Source organism: Streptomyces sp. NBC_00557 (assembly GCF_036345995.1).
Classification (GTDB): Bacteria; Actinomycetota; Actinomycetes; order Streptomycetales; family Streptomycetaceae; genus Streptomyces.
Genome location: NZ_CP107796.1, coordinates 4581769 through 4601434 on the forward strand (window position 1 = coordinate 4581769; position 19666 = coordinate 4601434).

Annotated in this window: 16 protein-coding genes; 9 read left to right on the top strand and 7 right to left on the bottom strand. The window is 73.1% G+C overall.

The annotated features are described in order from the left end of the window. Window positions 1-51 precede the first annotated feature (51 nt). Window positions 52-648 carry an ATP-binding protein gene (locus OG956_RS19785; protein ID WP_330339304.1) on the top strand — a complete coding sequence of 199 codons (597 nt, stop codon included), beginning with the start codon at window positions 52-54 and terminating at the stop codon, window positions 646-648. A gap of 66 nt (window positions 649-714) precedes the next feature. On the opposite strand, the gene OG956_RS19790 is transcribed toward OG956_RS19785, so the two are convergent. From OG956_RS19790 to OG956_RS19800, 3 genes are all read right to left on the bottom strand, one after another. Then, the gene (locus tag OG956_RS19790) at window positions 715-894 is read right to left on the bottom strand and encodes a hypothetical protein (RefSeq protein ID WP_330339305.1); all 180 of its coding nucleotides are present in this window, start codon (window positions 892-894) and stop codon (window positions 715-717) included. A gap of 199 nt (window positions 895-1093) precedes the next feature. Beyond that, entirely contained in the window at window positions 1094-4069 is a 2976-nt protein-coding gene (locus tag OG956_RS19795; protein ID WP_330339306.1) for an AfsR/SARP family transcriptional regulator, read from the bottom strand. Window positions 4070-4276: 207 nt separating this feature from the next. After that, the gene (locus OG956_RS19800) at window positions 4277-4672 is read right to left on the bottom strand and encodes a nitroreductase/quinone reductase family protein (protein ID WP_330339307.1); all 396 of its coding nucleotides are present in this window, start codon (window positions 4670-4672) and stop codon (window positions 4277-4279) included. A gap of 141 nt (window positions 4673-4813) precedes the next feature. On the opposite strand from OG956_RS19800, the gene OG956_RS19805 reads away from it, so the two are divergent. Genes OG956_RS19805 through OG956_RS19820 form a run of 4 tightly spaced genes read left to right on the top strand, consistent with a single transcriptional unit; the run spans window position 4814 to window position 7689 of the window. Next, window positions 4814-5191, top strand: coding sequence for a hypothetical protein (locus OG956_RS19805; protein ID WP_330339308.1), 378 nt, complete (start codon window positions 4814-4816; stop codon window positions 5189-5191). Window positions 5192-5202: 11 nt separating this feature from the next. Continuing rightward, entirely contained in the window at window positions 5203-6768 is a 1566-nt protein-coding gene (locus OG956_RS19810; RefSeq protein WP_330339309.1) for a peptidoglycan-binding protein, read from the top strand. Then, window positions 6722-7246 (top strand): protease inhibitor I42 family protein, encoded by a 525-nt coding sequence (locus tag OG956_RS19815; protein WP_330339310.1) that lies wholly within the window; start codon window positions 6722-6724, stop codon window positions 7244-7246. The genes OG956_RS19810 and OG956_RS19815 overlap by 47 nt, the downstream gene beginning before the upstream one ends. Before the next feature lie 35 nt (window positions 7247-7281). Further along, window positions 7282-7689, top strand: coding sequence for a hypothetical protein (locus OG956_RS19820; RefSeq protein WP_330339311.1), 408 nt, complete (start codon window positions 7282-7284; stop codon window positions 7687-7689). Between the two features lie 13 nt (window positions 7690-7702). Here OG956_RS19820 and OG956_RS19825 read toward each other — a convergent pair whose 3' ends face one another. Then, a complete protein-coding gene (locus OG956_RS19825) occupies window positions 7703-9100 on the bottom strand; it encodes a CehA/McbA family metallohydrolase (protein WP_330339312.1) in 1398 nt (465 codons plus the stop codon). A gap of 364 nt (window positions 9101-9464) precedes the next feature. Here OG956_RS19825 and OG956_RS19835 point away from each other — a divergent pair, with 364 nt between their 5' ends. Both OG956_RS19835 and OG956_RS19840 read left to right on the top strand, forming a co-directional pair. Beyond that, entirely contained in the window at window positions 9465-12050 is a 2586-nt protein-coding gene (locus OG956_RS19835) for a bifunctional FO biosynthesis protein CofGH (protein WP_330339313.1), read from the top strand. Between the two features lie 65 nt (window positions 12051-12115). Continuing rightward, window positions 12116-12679 carry a hypothetical protein gene (locus OG956_RS19840; RefSeq protein ID WP_330339314.1) on the top strand — a complete coding sequence of 188 codons (564 nt, stop codon included), beginning with the start codon at window positions 12116-12118 and terminating at the stop codon, window positions 12677-12679. Here the strand turns inward: OG956_RS19840 and OG956_RS19845 are convergent. Next, the gene (locus tag OG956_RS19845; protein ID WP_330339315.1) at window positions 12672-13178 is read right to left on the bottom strand and encodes a DUF2165 domain-containing protein; all 507 of its coding nucleotides are present in this window, start codon (window positions 13176-13178) and stop codon (window positions 12672-12674) included. The genes OG956_RS19840 and OG956_RS19845 overlap by 8 nt on opposite strands. 85 nt (window positions 13179-13263) lie before the next feature. Between OG956_RS19845 and OG956_RS19850 the strand changes: the two genes are divergently transcribed. Further along, a complete protein-coding gene (locus OG956_RS19850) occupies window positions 13264-14544 on the top strand; it encodes a tetratricopeptide repeat protein (protein ID WP_330339316.1) in 1281 nt (426 codons plus the stop codon). Window positions 14545-14734: 190 nt separating this feature from the next. Continuing rightward, complete coding sequence (locus OG956_RS19855) at window positions 14735-15847, top strand: ADP-ribosylglycohydrolase family protein (RefSeq protein WP_330339317.1); 1113 nt, start codon at window positions 14735-14737, stop codon at window positions 15845-15847. 37 nt (window positions 15848-15884) lie between these two features. Here the strand turns inward: OG956_RS19855 and OG956_RS19860 are convergent, their stop codons facing one another. Together OG956_RS19860 and OG956_RS19865 are read right to left on the bottom strand one after the other, a co-directional pair. Then, window positions 15885-17465: a sodium:solute symporter family protein gene (locus OG956_RS19860; protein WP_330339318.1), complete on the bottom strand. Its 1581-nt coding sequence runs from the start codon at window positions 17463-17465 to the stop codon at window positions 15885-15887. 170 nt (window positions 17466-17635) lie between these two features. After that, a complete protein-coding gene (locus tag OG956_RS19865; protein WP_330339319.1) occupies window positions 17636-19510 on the bottom strand; it encodes an MFS transporter in 1875 nt (624 codons plus the stop codon). Window positions 19511-19666: the final 156 nt, after the last annotated feature.

The window sequence follows — 19666 nt, forward strand, 5'->3', positions numbered from 1 at the left end:
GTCACTGTGTGACTGATTCATCACAGAGAGCACAGAAAGGCGTGTGACACCGTGCCGCCCGACTCCGTCTTCGACATCACCCTCTGCGTGGACGACCTGCGCGACGCCCTCTCCGTCCACGGCATCACCCTGCCGTCGCTCCGGGTGGACCTGCCGAGTTTCGCGGGCGCGTACCGGCCTCCGGCCGGCCTGGTCGCGCTGGGCAACTGCAACGCGGCTACGGCGCGCAGGCTGGCGGCGGTGCTGCGGGACGCCGGCACGGTGCCGGGCCGGCCCCCGCTGGACGTGGAGCTGCCCGCCCTGCCGGAGGCGCTCAAGGGCCTTCGCCGCACCGTGCGGCGCTATCTGGGCGCGCCCTGCTCCGACGTCCAGCTCTGCGTCACCGAACTCGTCACCAACGTGATCCGGCATGTGGGGGAGGGGGTTCCGGTCCGTGTCCGGGTGGCCCGGACGTACGGCGGGCGCATCCGCGTCGAGGTCACGGACCCGGCCGGGCAGGCGCTGCCCGTGTCCCTGCCCGCCCCACCCGACGCCGAAGAAGGGCGCGGTCTCGCCCTGGTGGCGGCGGTGGCGCTGCGCTGGAGCGTGGAGCAGGGGGCGGAGGGCAAGACGGTGTGGTGCGAGCTGGGGGCGGACGCCGCGCCCTGACAACACGACGGCCGCGGCGGCTCCCCCTCGGCGCCGCCGCGGCCGGTCCCCCGCGTGGGAGGTGGCTCAGCTGGGGTCGGACGTGATGTGGACGTTGTCCGGCGTGACCGTGCCGGTGCCGCTGTCCTTGGCGTCGGTGATGTGCACGTTGTCCGGCGTGACCGTGCCGGTGCCGCTGTCCTTGGCGTCGGTGATGTGGACGTTGTCCGGCTGGACGGCCTGCCCGTCCTTCTTGGCGTCGCTCATGGCGCTTCCCTCCCGTTTGGTGCTGAACGTGGGGTGCTCGTCCGGCCGTTCCCCCGATGGACGGCCGGACGAGCAACGGATCGCCCAACCTTAGATCGTCAGGACGGGCGACCTCACCGCCGTGTGCCCCCCGACGCGACGGCCCGACACGACGAGAGTGCCGTGGGGCGATAAACGAACGATGAACGTGCCGGCCGGCTCAGGCCGCCGCGGTCTGCGCCATCAGCGCCCGGACCGTCTCGGCCTCCGGGGAGCGCAGCGACTGGTAGATGGAGAGGGCCTCCTGCCAGCACACCCGGGCCCGCCCGGACTGCCCGATGTCGTCGAGTGCCCGGCCGAGGACGGTGAGCACGTTCCCCCGCCGCCACTCGCCGCCGATCCCGCGGAGCACGGTCAGCGCGGCCTCCGCGTTCGTCGAGGCCTGTGTGGGCCGCCCGGCCGCCAGGTCGAGTTCCGCGAGCCGGAACAGCGTCATGCCCTCCCACAGCCGGTGGCGGCTCTCGCGGAAGACGCCGAGCGCCTCCTGCAGCCGCTCGGTCGCCTCGACGTGCCGGCCGTTCTCCGTGAGCGCCATGCCCAAGGCGTACCGCCCGTTGGCGCTCTTCACGGCGTGGCCGAGGGTCTCGTACATGTCGACGCCCTGCTGGGCCAGTTCGACGGCGCTGTGGGGCCGCCCCGTCACCAGGTGGATACGCGACAGGTTGCACAGCACGCTGGCCTCGCCGGCCCGGTCCTCGCAGTCCCGGAAGTCCGCGAGCGCCCGCTTGAGGTGCGCTTCGGCGTCGGCGTAGCGGCGCTGGTAGAAGGCGATGGCCCCGCGGATGTTGGCCGCCCAGCAGCGGGCCAGCGGATCACTGAAGGAGTCGCCCAGGCGCAGGGAGTCCTCGGCGGACTCGTCCGCCTCCGTGAACCGCCCCGACAGCTGGTGGGCGTTGGCCAGGACCACCGCCGCCCGCACCTGAGCGCGCCGGTCCCCGCAGGTGCGCGCCGCGTCGCGCAGTGCGATCGCCGCGGCGTCGTACTCCCGTGAGTTGGCCCCGGACTCGGTCAGGTCGACGGCGGCCCACAGCAGGTCGATGGCGCGCAGCAGCGTGCTCGGACCCGTGAACTGGCGCACGCAGGCGAGCAGGGACACGGCCTCCGCGTACAGCCAGTCCTGGGCCTGGCGGCGGGACGCGAAGCCGAGCCCCGGATAGTCGGTGGGCTGCAGATGGTCCACGACCCGGTCCCCCGGCCGCTCCATCGCATAGACCTGGGCCGCCGTGGCCAGGTAGAAGTCCAGCAGGCGCGACATCGCGGCGTCCCGTTCCCCGGGCGGCTGCTCGTCGCGCTCCGCGCAGGCACGCGCGTAGAGCCGGACCAGGTCGTGGAACCGGTAGCGGCCGGGCGCCGCGGACTCCAGCAGGGACGTGTCCACCAGGGACTCCAGGAGGTCCTCGGTCTCCTCCGCCGGCAGGTCCAGGACCGCCGCCGCGGCCGCGAGGGAGATGTCCGGGCCGTCCGCCAGGCCCAGCAGCCGGAACGCCCTCGCCTGGGCCGGCTCCAGCTGGCCGTAGCCGAGCTCGAAGGTGGCCTTCACCGCCAGGTCGCCCGCCTGGAGTTCGTCCAGGCGGCGGCGTTCGTCGGCCAGCTTCGCCGCCAGGACGGACACGGTCCAGGTGCGGCGCGCGGCGAGGCGGGACGCCGCGATGCGGATCGCCAGCGGCAGGAACCCGCAGGCCGCCACCACGTCCAGCGCCGCCTCCCGTTCCGCGGCGACCCGTTCCTCGCCCACGATCTTCGTGAACAGCGCCAGCGCCTCGTCCGGGGACATCACGTCGAGGTCGACCAGGTGGGCGCCGGCCAGGTCGACCATGCGGACGCGGGAGGTGACCAGGGCCGCGCAGCCCTCGGTGCCGGGCAGCAGGGGGCGTACCTGGGCCGCGTCCTTGGCGTTGTCCAGCAGGACCAGGACCCGGCGGCCGTCCAGGACGGAGCGGTACAGGGCCGCCCGTTCGTCCAGGGAGTCGGGGATCGCCGAGTCGGCCGTGCCGAGGGCGCGCAGGAAGGAGCCGAGGACCGTCTCCGGTTCGGCCGGGCGGGGGCCCGCGCCCTGGAGGTCGACGTAGAGCTGGCCGTCGGGGAAGGCGCTCCTGGCCCGGTGGGCCACATGGACCGCCAGGGTCGTCTTGCCCACCCCGCCGATGCCGGCAAGCGCCGACACCGCCATCACCCGGCCCCCGGCGTCGGGCGCCTCGGACGCCGACGCCAGCACGTCGCTCAGTTCGGCGACGAAGGACGCCCGGCCGGTGAAGTCGGGCACGGAGGCGGGGAGTTGCGCGGGCCGGACCGGGACCGCCGCCGGTTCCGCCGCCGGGGACGACGGTTCGGCCAGGGCCGGGTCCGCCTGGAGGATCCGCTGCTGGAGCTCGCGCAGGCCGGGGCGGGGGTCGACGCCCAGCTCCTCGGCCAGCAGGCGGCGGGTGTCGGCGTAGACGGCCAGGGCCTCCGCCTGGCGGCCGCTGCGGTACAGGGCGAGCATCAGCAGTTCGCGCAGCCGCTCCCGCAGGGGGTGCGCGGCCGTGAGCGCCGTGAGTTCCGAGACCGCCTCCGCGTGGCAGCCCTGCTCCAGGTCCATGTCCAGGCGGGATTCGAGCAGGCCGAGGCGCCATTCCTCCAGGCGGACCCGCTGGGTCTCGGCGTAGGGGCCGGGAACGCCGGCCAGCACCTCGCCGTCCCACAGGGCCAGGGCCTCGTTCAGCAGCGCGCGGGCGCGGCACAGGTCGCCGGCGGCCCGTGCCTTGTCCGCCTGGGCCGCGAGGTTCTGGGCGACCGCCAGGTCCAGCGCGCCCTCGCCGAGCCCGCGCACCGCGTAACCGCCGGACTCGCTGACCAGGACGCCGGGGGGCAGGACCTTGCGCAGCCGCGAGGCGTACGTGCGCACCGCCGCCAGCGCCTGCGACGGCGGCTCGTCGCCCCAGAGGGCGTCGATGAGCTCCGCCGCGGTCGCCGTACGGCCCTCGCGCAGCAGCAGGGCGGCCAGCAGGGCGCGCTGCTGGGGCGAACCCGTGCCGATCTGCTCCCCGCCGCGCCAGGCCCGCACCGGACCGAGCACACCGAACCGCAGCGCCTCCGGCTCCGTGACGGCCACGGAGCCGGAACGCCGCTGCTCAGGCACTCGCGGCCCACCGTCCATGCGTTGGTCCCCCTCGGCATCACGAACAACCCCGTCAGTTTGCCTTGTTCGGGCCGGTTCCGTCAGCCGTCGGAGACGCCGATCACAGGGCGCCGCGCTTCGGTCCACAAAGCCCTCACACCCTCTTCGCACACCGACAAGAGCTGACGGGCGGTCAACTACGGTCTCACTGCGTGAAGAACGACGCCGGATGCCGGGGGCCGGCCGTCAGTCCGTCAGGTCCACCCGGACCGTCAGCAGGTCCGTGCCCAGGGCCCGTACCGCCGTGCTGTTGAGGCGGGGCAGGGAGCGCAGGCGGGCCACCGGGTCGTCGTCCGGGAGGAGATGGGCGGTGCCGTGGTGCCAGCGGCCCGCGACGCGGACGCGGACCCTGGGGTCGGCCTGGATGTTGCGGACGTACTGGGACTTGTGGCCGAACTCGGAGACCAGCCAGAAGGAGTCGCCGATCCTTCGCCCGCCGACCGGCGTCCGCCGGGGCAGGCCGGAGGCGCGGCCGGTCGTCTCCAGGAGGGTCTGGAACGGCAGCCGCCGGACCAGGGGGTTGGCGAGGTGCCGCTGGAAGGCGGTCACCACGCGGTGCTTGCGGTCTGCGGGGGCTGGCATGCCGGTCGCTCTCCTGGTCTGACGGTGAGGGGACGGGGATGGTGTGGCGGCTCGGTGCGGGGCGTGTGGTCTCCCGACATCCCGCCGGCTGCCGCGTGTTAGCCTCCCCCGCGGTCGAGATCGATGCAACGGGGGAGCCTGATGGGCGCGTCTTCGGACGGCTACACGGTCAGGTCCGGGATGTCCGGACAGGCGAAGGACCTGGACGCCGCGGGTGACGACGCGGGCAGGATCGCGCAGGCGATCGAGCCCGGCATGTGCTACATGGACGACGCGCTCGGCGGCCCGGATGCCGCCGCCGCGTTCAACGCGTACGCCGCCGCCTGGGAGGCGGAGGCCAAGGCCCTGGAGTCGGCGCTGCACGAACTGGCCGACAAGGTACGGCTGTCGAAGGGCGCGTACCACGGCAGTGACAGCCTCGTCGGCACGAGCGCGGACAGCGTGGCCGTCGGGGACGGCCGCCTCGTCGGCACCATGCCCGCCCGGGCCGGCCGGCCGTCGGCGCTGGCCGGTTACTGAGGGCGCGGGCGATGACGGAGTCCACGGGCGACAGGCGCAAGCGGCTGGCCGGGCTGTGCCGGACCATTGCCTCCGCCGGCAGCAAGAACGACCTGATCGACGCCATCAACGACGCGCTCGCCGTCTCCGCCCCGGTCGGCGACACCGCGACGCTGGAGTCCCTCGGCAAGCTGTACCAGAAGCAGGACCTCGAGGACCTCCACAAGCGCATCGACCGGGTGGCCAGGAAGGGCCTGCCGGACGTCTGGGCCGGCAACACGAGTGTGCTGGCCTCGGACGCGGTGGCCGCCGCCGGGGTGGCCGCCGGAGCGGTGGGCCGGGCCCTGTACGGCGGCGGACTGGCGCTGCTCACCTTCGCCGACGCCCTCAAGGACGCCCGGAGCCAGGACAGCGGCGGCCGGGAGACGCTGCGCGAGGCACTGCGGATGCTCGGCGGCAAGGACGGCTGGTTCGACGACCTCTACGAGGACGACGACGAGGAGGCCGTCCGGCTGAACGCCCGTTCCGTCGCCTCCCTGGGCGCCGAGGACCTGCACCAGGCCGCGATCGCCGCCGACGACGCCGCCCACGCCGTCGCCAGGGACCTGAACAAGTGGGTCTCCGAGGCGCGCATGAGCAAGCTCGGCACGGGCGACCTCACGGCCGTCGACAAGCTGATGCTGGCCGAGACCAGCGCCGTCGACGGCGACCCCGTGCTCAACGAGATCCTCACCGCGCACGACCTGGAGCGCGCCGGCCTGCGCATGGACCGGCTCAGCGCCGCCGACCGGGCCGCGATGGACCGGATGCTGGCCGGGTCGGACAGCCCGCAGGAGCGGGCCTATCTGATGAAGGCCCTGGCCGCCGGGCACAGCGTGGCGGAGATCGGGCAGTTCCAGGGCAAGATCCACGGGCACGACCCCGAGTGGCTGCGCAGGCATCTCACGCCGGTCGTCACCGCCGTGGACAGCATGGACGACGAGGGCCTGGCCCCCGACGGCTCCAACAACAACAAGGACTACGTCACGTTCGACGGGCAGCGCTGGATCCAGGGCGGCGACGGCTCGGAGGGCACCTGCGTGGCCTCGTCCACCGTCACCGCCCGCGCCATGGTCGACCCCCTCTACGCGCTCGGCATCACCGGCGGGCCCAGCGGGCAGGAGGACGACCCCGAGGCCTTCAAGCGGCGCCTGGTGGCCGAGCAGCACCGGCTGCACACGGAGGGGCACGGCGGCGACCACTGGGAGGGCATGGGTCCCGACGGGCAGGAGCACATCGCCGACACCACCCTCGGCGCCGCCACCGGCGACGACTACCAGCGCCACGACCTCGGGAGCGCCGACGACCGCAGGGCGGTGCTGAGCGACGTCGAGAAGGCGGTCGCGGACGGCCGCCCGGTGCCGGTCGACGTCCAGGGCAAGGACGGCGCCCACGCGATGACCATCATCGCCCAGGACGGCGACCGGCTGCAGGTCTACAACCCCTGGGGCACGACCACCTGGGTCAGCGAGAACGACTTCATCAACGGACACATGGGCAAGGCAGCGGACAGTGGACTCAACGACGCGTACAGCGTGTACCTCCCGACGGCCAAGTAGCCGACGCCCTCGGCGCCGGGGCGGGGCCGCGGGCGGCGCGGTCGCGGGCCTCGCGCTGCTGACGCTCGTCACGGGCTGCGGGTCGGGCACGGGCGAGCAGGCCCCCGTCGCGCACCCCACCGGCGAATCCCGCATCACCGCGAAGGTCGGGGAGCGCTTCACGCTCACCGTCCGCCAGAACGCCTCCACCCGTGAGCACTGGTACCTGTCCGGCCCCCGGCCCGACACCGGCGTGGTCCGCGAGCGCGGGCAGCACAGCTCCCCGGACTCCGGCGGCAAACACCTGGTCGGCGGGGGCAGCAGCCTCACCTTCACCTTCGAGGCCACCGGCAGGGGCAGCACCCGGATCGTGCTGACCCACTGCACGTTCGCCACCACCTGCGACGAGGACGGCGGCGGCACCCCGGCACCGGCGTCGACCGCGCCGTACCGGCAGTCCGCGCCGCAGCGCGTCACCTACACCGTCACCGTCCGCTGAGCCGGCCCACCCCCCGAGACCGGAACATGAACCCCGTGCCGAACCCCGCCCCGCGCCTCCCGGACCGCACCGACGACGAGCTGGCCCGGCTCGACATCACCACCCTGGTCCGCTACGGCCTCACCGCACCGCCCGGCCCCCGGCGCACCGCCCTGTTCGGCGACGGCGCCGTGGGCGCGGCCGTGCTGCTCGACCGCCTCGGCACCCGGCCGCGCTCGGTGGCCTTCCTCGCCGACACCGTCCGGGCCGGCGGCCTCGCCTACGCCGCCGGGCTCCCCGAGCCGCTGCCGCGCCCGGAGGCGACGGCCGTCGTCTGCGACTGGCTGACCGCGGGCGCCGGACTCGCGGCCGGCGTCGACGCCGACGACACCGCCGCCCGCTGGCTGCGTGCCGTCGCGACGGTCGTCGAGCTGCGGCAGCGGACGAGGGCCGCACGGAGCTGACCTGCCGCGGGCCTCACGCGCCGGCCGTCCCGAGGAACACCGGGTTGGTGAACGCGGCCATCATCCCGGGGACCGGCCCGAGCGCCGTCTCGTGCCGCAGTTCGGCGCGCACGTACGCGGCGTACGCCGGAGTCGTACGCCACTCCACCACCTCCGCCCCGGACACGGGCAGCGGGCCGCTGCGGAACAGCACGCCCTGGTCGGTGACGAAGCGGACCGAGCAGCGCGGGGCGCCCGAGACCGTCAGCCTGGCCGTCACCGGGGTATCGGCGCCGACCGCCAACCGCTCGCCGAGCCCGGCCCGTTCACCGCTCGCGGCGCTGACGGTGAAGTCCAGCGAGACGGTCCGCGACTCGGCCACGTACGACCGTCCCGCCCGCAGCCCGGCGAGGATCGCCCGACGGCTCAGCTCCTCGGCGAGGACGACCGTCTGCGGGTGCCCGACGACGTCCGGGTCCCGGTGCGCGTCGCTGTTGCCCATGGCCGGCAGCCAGGCCCCCTCCTCGCGCACGGAGGCGACGAGCAGCCCGTCCCAGGCGGCCAGCGCCACCTCGTCGTCGGGCGTCCACATCCCGTTCCACACCTCCACCGCGTCCGCCTCGGCGAACCCGGACTTCCAGGCGCAGCCGACGCAGTCCGCGTACGGGTGGGCCGGCACGACCAGGCCGCCGGCGTCGCGGATCACCCGCGCGAAGTGCGGCCAGCGCCGGTCCCGGGCCCGGTAGCGCCAGTCGACGAAGGTGCCGGGGCCGGTGCCGAGGGCCAGCACATGGCCGTTCCTGGTCGTGACCTCCTCGCCGAGCAGCACCAGCAGGTCGTCGCCGGCCGCGTCGGCCCAGTGGGCGTGCGAGGCGTGGGTGTTGTGGTCGGAGCTGCCCACGAAGTCCAGCCCCGCCGCGCGGGCCAGCGCCGCGATCTCGGCCGGGGTGCGGCGCCCGTCGGAGTGCCAGGAGTGCAGATGGCAGTCGCCCCGGTACCAGTCCCGGCCCCGGCCCCGGGCGCGCTCCGGCGGGTACACCGGCTGCGGGGCGGCGCCGGGCTCCCCCGGCGTCAGCGTCACGGTCACCTCGTACGACAGCCCCTGCGGGGCCACGGTGTACGGCCCGAGCGCGATGTGCCAGGTACCGGGGTGCAGCGGGCCGGGGAGGTAGCCGGGGGTGGCGTCGTCGGCCCGGACGAAGAACTCCGTGCGGGCGCCTCCGGACCAGCCCCGGAACCCCGGCCCGCCGACCTCGGTGCCGCGCTCGTCGAACAGGCCGATGTCGAGGGCGTTGCCGGGGGTGCCGGCGGGCGTGGCGGGCCGGTCGTAGGTGTAGGAGACGTGTACTTCCCGTGTGCCGGGCGGAACGTCGAAGGGCAGGTACACGTAGTCCGGTGAGCCGGGGGCGAGGGTGCCGCGCAACGTCGTCACGGCTTCCACGGTAGGCGCGGTTCGGGGGCGCGGACAGTGGGTGGCCGAGGCGAGGGGGAGTGCTGGGCGAGGACGGTGGTGCCGGTGCCGGGCCGAGTGCCCCGCCGGGAACAGGTCCGGGACCGGATACGGCTCACTCAGGCCCTGTGGTCCGGGGAACCGGCGTCCTGCGACGGCGAGTTCGCGAGCGTCCGGGCCGGGCACGCGTACCCCGGGCCGGTGCGCGGGCCGCGCGGCCGGATCACGGGCCCGCGCACGCTCGTCGGCGGGGCGGCCGTGGGCCGCGACACCGCCGCGCTGGTGCCGCGGGGCGCCGGACGAGTGCGCGCGGTACGTTCCCTGATCACGCTCGTATGCTCGAGGGATGACGACTTCCGCGACCTCCGGAACCGGACCGACCGAGAACTCCATGCGTCGCGCCCTCAAACGCGCCCGGGACGGCGTCGCCCTCGACGTCGCCGAGGCGGCGGTGCTGCTCCAGGCGCGGGGCGAGGATCTGACCGACCTCGCCGCGTCCGCCGCCCGGGTGCGCGACGCGGGTCTCGAACAGGCGGGCCGTCCCGGTGTCATCACGTACTCGAAGAGCGTCTTCATCCCCCTCACCCGGCTGTGCCGGGACAAGTGCCACTACTGCACCTTCGTCACCGTCCCCGGCAAGCTGCGCCGCGCCGGGCACGGGATGTTCATGTCCCCGGACGAGGTGCTGGACATCGCCCGCAAGGGCGCGGCGCTCGGCTGCAAGGAAGCCCTGATCACCCTCGGCGACAAGCCGGAGGACCGCTGGCCGGAAGCGCGCGAATGGCTCGACGCGCACGGCTACGACGACACCATCGCCTACGTCCGCGCCGTCTCCATCCGCATCCTGGAGGAGACGGGCCTGCTGCCCCACCTCAACCCGGGCGTCATGACCTGGACGGACTTCCAGCGGCTGAAGCCGGTGGCCCCCTCCATGGGCATGATGCTGGAGACGACCGCGACCCGCCTGTGGTCCGAGCCCGGCGGCCCCCACTACGGCTCCCCGGACAAGGAACCCGCCGTGCGGCTGCGGGTGCTGGAGGACGCGGGCCGCTCCTCCGTCCCCTTCACCTCGGGGCTGCTGATCGGCATCGGCGAGACGTACGAGGAGCGGGCGGAGTCCCTCTTCGCCCTGCGCAAGGTCTCCCGGGCCTACCACGGCATCCAGGAGCTGATCATCCAGAACTTCCGCGCCAAGCCGGACACGGCGATGCGCGGCATGCCGGACGCCGAACTGGACGAGCTGGTCGCGACGGTGGCCGTCGCCCGGCACATCATGGGCCCGGCCGCCTGCCTCCAGGCCCCGCCCAACCTGGTCGACGCCGAGTACGAGCGGCTGATCGGCGCCGGCATCGACGACTGGGGCGGGGTGTCGCCCCTGACCATCGACCACGTCAACCCCGAGCGCCCCTGGCCGCAGATCGAGGAGCTGGCCGCGCGGTCGGCCGCCGCCGGCTTCGAACTGCGCGAACGCCTCTGCGTCTACCCCGAGTTCGTGCGCCGCGGCGAGCCCTGGCTGGACCCGCGGCTGCGCCCGCACGTGAGCGCGCTGGCCGACCCGGAGACGGGCCTGGCCCGCCCCGGCGCCCTTCCCCGGGGCCTGCCCTGGCAGGAGCCGGAGGAGGCGTTCACGGCCACCGGCCGCACGGACCTGCACGCCTCGATCGACACCGAGGGCCGTACGAAGGACCGGCGCGACGACTTCGACGAGGTGTACGGCGACTGGGAGGCGCTGCGCGAGGCGGCCGCCCCCGGCATGGCGCCGGAGCGCATCGACACGGACGTACGGCAGGCGCTGGCGACGGCGGCCGACGACCCGACGAGGCTCACCGACGCCGAGGCGCTGGCCCTGCTGCACGCGGACGGCCCGGCGCTGGACGCGTTGTGCCGGGTGGCCGACGACGTGCGCAGGTCGGCGGTCGGCGACGACGTGACGTACATCGTCACCCGCAACATCAACTTCACCAACGTCTGCTACACCGGCTGCCGTTTCTGCGCGTTCGCGCAGCGCCGCACGGACGCCGACGCCTACACGCTCTCCCTGGAGCAGGTCGCCGACCGCGCCCAGCAGGCCTGGGACGTGGGCGCGGTCGAGGTGTGCATGCAGGGCGGCATCCACCCGGACCTGCCCGGCACGGCGTACTTCGACATCGCGAAGGCGGTGAAGTCCCGCGTCCCCGGCATGCACGTGCACGCCTTCTCCCCGATGGAGGTGGTGAACGGCGCGACCCGCACCGGCATGTCCGTCCGGGAGTGGCTGACGGCGGCCAAGGAGGCGGGCCTGGACTCCATCCCGGGGACGGCGGCGGAGATCCTCGACGACGAGGTCCGCTGGGTGCTGACCAAGGGCAAGCTGCCGACGGCCACCTGGATCGAGGTGATCACCACGGCCCATGAGCTGGGCATCCGCTCGTCCTCGACGATGATGTACGGCCATGTCGACCAGCCCCGCCACTGGCTGGGCCATCTGCGCACGCTGGCCCGGATCCAGCGCGAGACGGGCGGCTTCACGGAGTTCGTCACCCTGCCCTTCATCCACACCAACGCCCCGGTCTACCTGGCCGGCATCGCCCGGCCGGGCCCGACGGCCAGGGACAACAGGGCGGTCACCGCGATGGCCCGGCTCCTCCTCCACCCCTGGATCCCCAATATCCAGACAAGCTGGGTCAAACTGGGTACGGAGGGTGCGGCGGAGATGCTCCGCTCCGGCGCGAACGACCTGGGCGGCACGCTGATGGAGGAGACGATCTCCCGGATGGCCGGCTCCTCCTACGGCTCCTACAAGTCGGTCCGCGACCTGATCGCCGTGGCCGAGACGGCCGGCCGCCCGGCGAAACCGCGCACCACGCTCTACGGCGAGGTGCCCGAGGAGCGGCGACGGGCGGCGGAGGCCTCCGACGGACACCTGCCGGAACTTCTGCCGGTCCTGGACTGAGTACGATGATCCGACCCCCGACCCCGGAAGGGGCCCCATACGCCTAGCGTCAGGAGAAGCGTCCCGTGGCTGCCCGACTGCCCTCGTGGGCCTGGGTCACCGGCCTGACGGCGGGAGCGACCGCGGTGGTGGTCGCGCTCGCCGTACAGGCGGACCACGGGCCGCGTCCGATCGCCGCCGTCGCCAAGCCGAGCCCCTCGGCGTCGGCCGGCGCCCACGGGCCCGCGACGCCGAAGACACCGGCCGCGCCCGCCCTGCCGGACGATTCCGGCACGGGCCGCCGGATCGTGTACTCCCTCTCCGAGAAGCGGGTCTGGCTGGTCGACGCCACGGGCAAGCCGACCCGCACGTTCACGGTGTGGCCGGGCACGGTGAACCCGCAGCCCGGCCGGTACTCGATCACCCTGCGCACCCAGTCCCTGCGCGGCTCCGACGGCGTACAGGTCGAGCACATCATGTACTTCACCAAGGCGCAGGGCGTGAACATCGCCTTCTCCAACGCCCTGGACGGCTCCTCGCCGCCCCCGGCGGACGGCAAGAAACTGGGCGGCATCCGCCTCCACAAGGAAGACGGCGCCGCCCTGTGGTCCTTCGGCGATCAGGGCACCGGCGTCACGGTCGTCAGATAGCGTCCGCCCGCCGCGCGGGCAGCAGATTCACGATCAACGCCACGCCGCTGAGCAGGAACACCCGGGTCGCGGCGTCCAGCCCGTTCCAGGTCTTCGACTGCCACATCGCGAACCACTCACCGCCGATCGCGATGAACCCGGCGCCGAAGAGGAGCAGCAGCATCAGCAGCCCGTAGGTGGATATGCGCCGGGCGAGGTCGTCCTTGCGCCACGCCCACAGCACGGTCCCCCCGATCAGCACGAGGGCCGCCACGGTCTCCCACACGATGATCGCGACATAAGCGGTGTCCTGCAGCCCGGTACTGGTGATGGCCCGCCCCATCAGGTCCGGGTCCCTGAAGGTGGTGTCCATCGCCAGCACATGCCGCACGAACTGCTGGTTCGTTCCGAAGTCGGTGATGTTCCCGAGCGCGACCAGGGCGATGTAGAGGGCGAGTATGCCGGTGAGCACACCGGCGGCAAGCGTGAGGCCGGAGTTGCGTGTGGGGGTGGTGGTCATGGCTGAATTCTCCACCGCCACGGGCCGGGTGAGCGCGTGGGCATTGCGCCAGAATGAGAGCGCGGGCTGCGGGAGGGGCTGACGGATGGCGCAGGCACGGCCGTCGATGCAGGAGCTGATCGGACGGCGCAGACGGGCGGGATTCATCGGCCGCGGCGACGAACGGGCCGCGTTCCGGGCCAACTTGGACCTTCCGCCCGAGGACGAACGCCACCGCTTCCTCTTCCACATCCACGGCCACGCGGGCGTCGGAAAGACCTTCCTCGCCCGGGAGTTGGAGCAGATCGCCCGAGAACGCGGAGCGCTGACGGCGTACGTCGACGAGAGCACCGGGAGCGTGCCGGAGGCGATGGCGGCGATCTGCCGCGAGTTCACCGGTCAGGGACGCGAGTTCAGGAAACTCGAGCGCGCGCTGGCCTCGTACCGGGAACGCCGGCACGAGGCGGAGGCGGTGGCCGCCGGCCTGGCGTCGGCGCAGGACGGCCCGTCACCGGTGACGGCCACGGCGGTCCGGGCGGGGCTGGCGGGACTGGGGCTGATCCCCGGCGCCGGCCCGTTCGTGGGAGCGGTCGACCCGGCCCAGGTCGCCCAGTACGCCGACCGGTTGCGCCGGGGACTCAGCGCACGGTTCAGCAGCCAGGACGATGTGCAGCTGGTGCTCTCTCCCGAGCGCGCGCTGACCCCGCGGTACCTGGACCGAGCGCTGTCCCGGGAACCGGATTACGGCTGGGCGCTGGGCCGACGCGGCCTGGCCGCTCTGGACGTCGGCCGCACGGAGCGCGCCCTGGCCGACCTGGACCGGTGCATCGCCCTGGACGCGGACGCCCCCTGGGCTCGCGCACAGGCCGTACGGCTGCTCATACGGTGCGGTCGCTGGCCGGAAGCCCTCGAACGGCTGGCGGAAGCGGACCTCTCGGGAGCCCCCGACACGCTCCTGGACGAGCTGCGGGCAGAGGTCTACCGGCACGACCGGCAGTGGGCGGCGGCCGAGCGGGTGGCCGAGCGGATGCGCTCCGAGGACCCGTTCACCGGCACCTTCGACCTCGCCCTGGCCGTGAGCGGATCCCGCGGCCTGCGGCCGGCCGTACCCCTGTGGCAGGAGGTCGGACGTCTGGCGGACACCGCCGACGACGGCTACCCCTTCGTCCGGTGCGTCCTGGGCTGCGCCCTCGGTGAGTGGGGCGGCGCGGATGTGGCACTCGCCGGCGTCCTGGCCGAGGAACAGGCCTGGGACGACCTGGCCCTGCTGGCTGCCGTACTCATCGAGCTGCTGTCCGCGCCCGGAGCGGACCGAGCCCGCGTCGCGCCCCGGCTGTCGGCGGTCGTAACGGCCCGGGACGCCGTCCAGGCACGCTACGCGGAGTGAGCGGCGAAGGGTGAGCGCCGGCGCCCAGTGATCCCACAGCCTCGGCTGACCGGATCGCCGACGGGGGCGAAGCGCTCGTAGCCGGCCGGGAATGACCAGTGGAGGCCGATTTGCCCCCGTGAACGGATCGTTCCCCGTCGATTACAGTGCCTAGCGTCGTACGGACGGACGGTGCCGTGGGGAGGTCTGGATGAGTGCGACGTCCGGCGCCGTCTGGGGCAGAGCCGAGCAGCAGGACTTCCGCAGCAGGGTGCGCGGCACCCTGCTGGGGGTCGCCGTGGGCGACGCGCTCGGCGGGCCCGCCGACCCGCTGTCCCTGGAGGAGATCCGGGCCGCGTACGGCCCCGAGGGCCTGCTCGACCTGGCCTTCGGGCACGGACGCCGGGGCACGGTCACCCATCACACCCAGCTCACCCTGTTCAGCGTGGACGGGCTGATCAGGGCCCAGGTACGGCGGGACACCGGCGCCTGGCACCCGCCGACCGACCTGCACCGGGCTTACCGGCGCTGGGCGGCCACCCAGCGGGACTGGGGGCCGGACGAGCGTCGCAAGGACGACGGCTGGCTCGCGCGCGAGGAGTGGCTGTACGCCCGCCGCGACCCGACCCGGGCCCTGCTCATCGGCTTCGGCGACGACACCATGGGCACGCTGGAGTCGCCGAAGAACCCCGGCGAGCTGGGCCCGGAGGCGATGGCCCGGTCCGCCCCCTTCGGGCTGCTCGTCGGCTGGGAGCCGCAGCTCGTCGCGCAGCTCGCGGTGGAGTGCGCGGCGCAGAGCCACGGGCACCCCCTCGCCTATCTGTCGGCGGGCGCGTACGCCGTGATCGTGCATGCGCTGGCCCGGGGCGAGAGCCTGGACGGCGCCGTGCAGCGGGCCCTCGCCCTGCTCGCCGCCCGCCCCGGCCACCAGCCCGTCTCGGACGCCCTGCAGCATGCCCTCGGCGCGGTACGGCAGGGGATCCCGAGCCCGACGCGGGTGGAGGAACTGGCCGGCGACGGCACGGCGGACGGGCTGCTGGCCGCGGCGGTGTACTGCGCGCTGGTCGGCGAGGACGTACGGCACGGGCTGTGCCTCGCGGTGAACCAGAGCGGCCCGTCGGCGGCGGCGGGCGCCCTCACCGGCGGCCTCCTCGGCGCCCTGCACGGCGAGACGGCCCTGCCCCCGGCCTGGGTGGCCGAGCTGGAGGGCCGTCCGACGGTGCTGGAACTGGCCGACGACTTCGCGATGGAGATGACCCAGGGCCCGGCACTGCACGGCCCGGCGGGATCGTCGCCGGGGTGGCTGGCGAGGTATCCCCGCTAGGGGGTTGCGCGCCAGGCCGGGCCTGCCGCGTCATCGATCACCCTCCCGGCTGGTCCACCGCCGGCGCCCCGAGCACGTCGTCCCCGGCGCTCGCGGGCACCGGTACCGCCGCCACCGCGTCCCCGTCCGTGTTCACCTTCTCGATGACGGCGAGCCGCTCCGGCGTCTCCTCCGGCTTCAGGTAGCCGAGGGCGATGTACAGGACCAGGGACACCGCCAGCGGCACGGACACCTGGTACTGGAGCGGAACCCCGCCCGAGACCTGCCAGTTGATGGGGTAGTTCACCAGCCAGAACGCCAGCAGACCCGCCGCCCAGCTGGTCAGCGCCGCCGTGGGGCCGGAGCGGCGGAAGGGGCGCAGCAGGCCCAGCATCATCGGGATCGCGATCGGACCCATGAGGCCGGCCACCCACTTGATGACGACGGTGATGATGTCCTTGAACGTGGGGGAGTTGACCTGCGTCGCCACCGCCATGGACAGGCCGAGGAAGACGAGCGTCGTCACGCGGGCCGCGATCAGTCCCGACCGCTCGCCCCACGCCCGCGCCCGGGAGGACAGCACCGGCGCCACGTCCCGGGTGAACACCGCCGCGATGGCGTTCGCGTCGGAGGAGCACATGGCCATCGTGTGGGAGAAGAAGCCGACGATCACCAGGCCCAACAGGCCGTGCGGCAGCAGCTGTTCGGTCATCAGGCCGTAGGAGTCGGAGCCGTCCGGCTTCTGCGCGTGGACCAGCAGGGGGGACATCCACATCGGGAAGAACAGGACCACCGGCCAGACCAGCCACAGCACGGACGACAGCCGGGCCGACCGCTCGGCCTGGTGCGCGCTGCCCGTCGCCATGTACCGCTGGGCCTGGTTGAGCATGCCGCCGTTGTACTCGAAGAGCTTGATGAACAGGAAGGCGAGGAGGAACACCGTGCCGTAGGGGCCGACCAGCGGCTTGCCGTGGCCGTGCAGCGCCGGCTGGTTCCAGGCGTCGAGGAAGCCGATGTGCTTGTCGTTCAGCTTCAGCAGGACCGCCACGAACATCGAGATGCCGGCCAGCAACTGGATGACGAACTGGCCGAGTTCGGTCAGGGCGTCCGCCCACAGGCCGCCGATCGTGCAGTACACGGCCGTGATCGCACCGGTGATGAGGATGCCCTGGTTCAGGGTGACCCCGGTGAACACCGACAGAAGGGTGGCGATCGCCGCCCACTTGGCGCCCACGTCCACGATCTTCAGCAGCATCCCGGACCAGGCGAGCGCCTGCTGGGTGGACAGGTTGTAACGGTTCTTCAGGTACTCCAGCGGGGAGGCCACATGGAGCCGGGACCGCAGCCGGTTGATGCGGGGCGCGAACAGCTTCGACCCGATGGCGATGCCGAGCGCGATGGGGAAGGACCAGGTGACGAAGGAGGTGACGCCGTAGGTGTAGGCGATGCCCGCGTACCCGGTGAACATGACCGCGCTGTAGCCCGACATGTGGTGCGAGATGCCGGAGAGCCACCAGGGCATCTTGCCGCCGGCCGTGAAGAAGTCCGAGACGTTGTCCACGCGCTTGTGCGACCAGACGCCGATCGCGACCATCACACCGAAGTAGCCGATGAGTACGGCCCAGTCGAGACTGTTCATGTACTCGATCGTGGGTGCGGTGATATGAACGCGACAAGCAAGCGTAAGGTCAAGTCGAGGTAAAAAAGTTCGACTTGATGACCTGAGTTCATCTACATGAACGAGTTCTCAGATCGGCCCCGGGCGGACCGCGCGGCTCCGCCCGAACTCGCGCGGCTCTCCCCGCGGTTCTACTTGAGCTCGTCCGGGCACGGTGTGCCGCGGGGCAGCTGGTACGGCGCGGCCAGCCGGTACGTGCCGGCCCGCGGAGCGAGCAGCATCGTCCACTTGTCGCCGTTCGCGTCCTGCGGGGTCTCCATCAGGCACCCGTTGACGTTCCGGTACTTCTTCGGCGTGCCGGAGGGCGAGATCACCTGCGGCGGCTTCAGGCTCTTGCCGTGCTCGTCGACGATGCTCAGCCACGGCGAGTACGGGATCCGGATCAGGATCCGCCCGGCCCTGCGCACCTGGAGCGTCATCTCGCCCTGCTCGGCGCGGTCCACCACCGCGTCCGGCTCGGCGAGCGGGGTCGGATCGGTCACCCGGAACAGCTGCCAGTTGGCGTCGCCCCAGACCTGCCTCAGGTACGGCATCCCCCGCTGCAGCAGTTCCCGCTCCCGCTGGCCGCCGTCGCCGTCCGGGTTGTCCTTCGGCAGCACCACGAAGTGCACGGCCCAGCGCCGCAGCCACTCGTGGTAGTTCGCCGAGTTGAGGGTGTCGTCGTAGAAGAGCGGGTTGCGCTCCATGTCGGCCTGCCGGTTCCAGCCGCGCGCCAGGTTGACGTACGGCGCGAGCGCGGACGCCTCCCGGTGCGAGCGCGCCGGGACCACCTCGACGCGGCCCTTCTCGGCGCCGGCCTTCTGCAGCTGGTGCACCAGCGGGGCCAGCTCCCGGGCCCAGGACGCGGCCGGGGTCGTGTGGATGATGTCGTCCACCGACTTGTAGCCGATCCACCCGGCGAAGCCGAGCAGCGCCAGCACGGCCGTGTACCACTTCCGCGACTTCGGCACGGTGAACGGCAGCGCGGCCACCAGCGTCGCACCCGCGAACAGCATCGGCAGCCGGGAGATGTTCGACCCGATCTGCGAGCTGATCAGCCACACCAGGACCACGCCCAGGCTGTACACCGCGGCCGTCAGCCGGACCGTCACCCACTCCCGCGGCACCAGGAACAGGCACAGCAGCCCGTACAGCAGCGGCATGATCACCGAGCCGATCGTCATCGGCTGGGTGCCGGAGAAGGGGAAGAGGAAGTAGGAGGCCGCGACCACCACCGTGGGCGCGATCCCCAGCGCCCAGGCGCCCGGCCGCCGCTTCTGCAGGAACAGCGCGGCCGCGACCAGGCCGACGAACAGCCCCGAGACGGGCGAGGCCATGGTGGACAGGCCGGCGAGCGGGGCCGCCACCGCGGCCTTCGCCCAGCGCTTGTACCGCCACTTGTGCGGCCAGCAGAAGACGGCCGCCACCGCGCCGAGCGCGAACATCGTGCCGAGACCGAAGGTCACCCGGCCCGAGATCGCGTTGCACAGCAGCGCGACGACCCCGGCGAGCGAGGCCCACAGCGGGTTCCTGACCGCCCGGCTGCGGATCAGGACCAGGGTCAGCAGGCCCGCCGACACCGTCCCGGCGATCATCATCGTCGTACGGACGCCGAGAACCGCCATCAGATACGGCGACACCACGCTGTACGACACCGGATGCATGCCGCCGTACCAGGCGAGGTTGTACGCCGAGTCCGGGTGCCGGCCGACGAACTCCGCCCAGGCGTCCTGCGCCGCGAGATCGCCACCGCTGTTCGCGAACGTGAAGAACCAGACGATGTGCAGGACCCCGGCGAGGGCCGTCACGGACAGCACCGGGTGCTTCAGCATCCGCTGCCTGAGGGGCTCGGCCGCGGTGAGGACACGCGCGAGGCCGCTTGGGCGCACCGCGGCGCGCTCACTGCCGGCAGCGCTGTCCGGGTGGTCGGCCGGACCCTCCCGGTCAGCCGCGGACAGGCGTATTCGCGGGCCCGGTCCCGGGCCCGGATCGGCGTCGTCGGCGCGTGTCGGCTCCGCTGTGGCCACCTGAAGGCACTCCCCGTGTCCCGTCTTCTGTTCTCGGCCGTGTTCCCCGGTGTTTCCGGCCGCTTGCCGTCCAGTTCGCGGCCGTGTCCCGCGACCGGCGACCTGCCCCGTTTCGTGACGCTAGCACGCGCGCGCGGTCAGGGCGCGGCTCGCCTC

Bases quoted from the DNA above. Each gene is read 5' to 3' on its own strand.
- OG956_RS19790 (WP_330339305.1), bottom strand. From the start codon at position 894: ATGAGCGACGCCAAGAAGGACGGGCAGGCCGTCCAGCCGGACAACGTC.
- OG956_RS19795 (WP_330339306.1), bottom strand. From the start codon at position 4,069: ATGGACGGTGGGCCGCGAGTGCCTGAGCAGCGGCGTTCCGGCTCCGTG.
- OG956_RS19800 (WP_330339307.1), bottom strand. From the start codon at position 4,672: ATGCCAGCCCCCGCAGACCGCAAGCACCGCGTGGTGACCGCCTTCCAG.
- OG956_RS19805 (WP_330339308.1), top strand. From the start codon at position 4,814: ATGGGCGCGTCTTCGGACGGCTACACGGTCAGGTCCGGGATGTCCGGA.
- OG956_RS19810 (WP_330339309.1), top strand. From the start codon at position 5,203: ATGACGGAGTCCACGGGCGACAGGCGCAAGCGGCTGGCCGGGCTGTGC.
- OG956_RS19835 (WP_330339313.1), top strand. From the start codon at position 9,465: ATGACGACTTCCGCGACCTCCGGAACCGGACCGACCGAGAACTCCATG.
- OG956_RS19845 (WP_330339315.1), bottom strand. From the start codon at position 13,178: ATGACCACCACCCCCACACGCAACTCCGGCCTCACGCTTGCCGCCGGT.
- OG956_RS19850 (WP_330339316.1), top strand. From the start codon at position 13,264: ATGGCGCAGGCACGGCCGTCGATGCAGGAGCTGATCGGACGGCGCAGA.
- OG956_RS19855 (WP_330339317.1), top strand. From the start codon at position 14,735: ATGAGTGCGACGTCCGGCGCCGTCTGGGGCAGAGCCGAGCAGCAGGAC.
- OG956_RS19860 (WP_330339318.1), bottom strand. From the start codon at position 17,465: ATGAACAGTCTCGACTGGGCCGTACTCATCGGCTACTTCGGTGTGATG.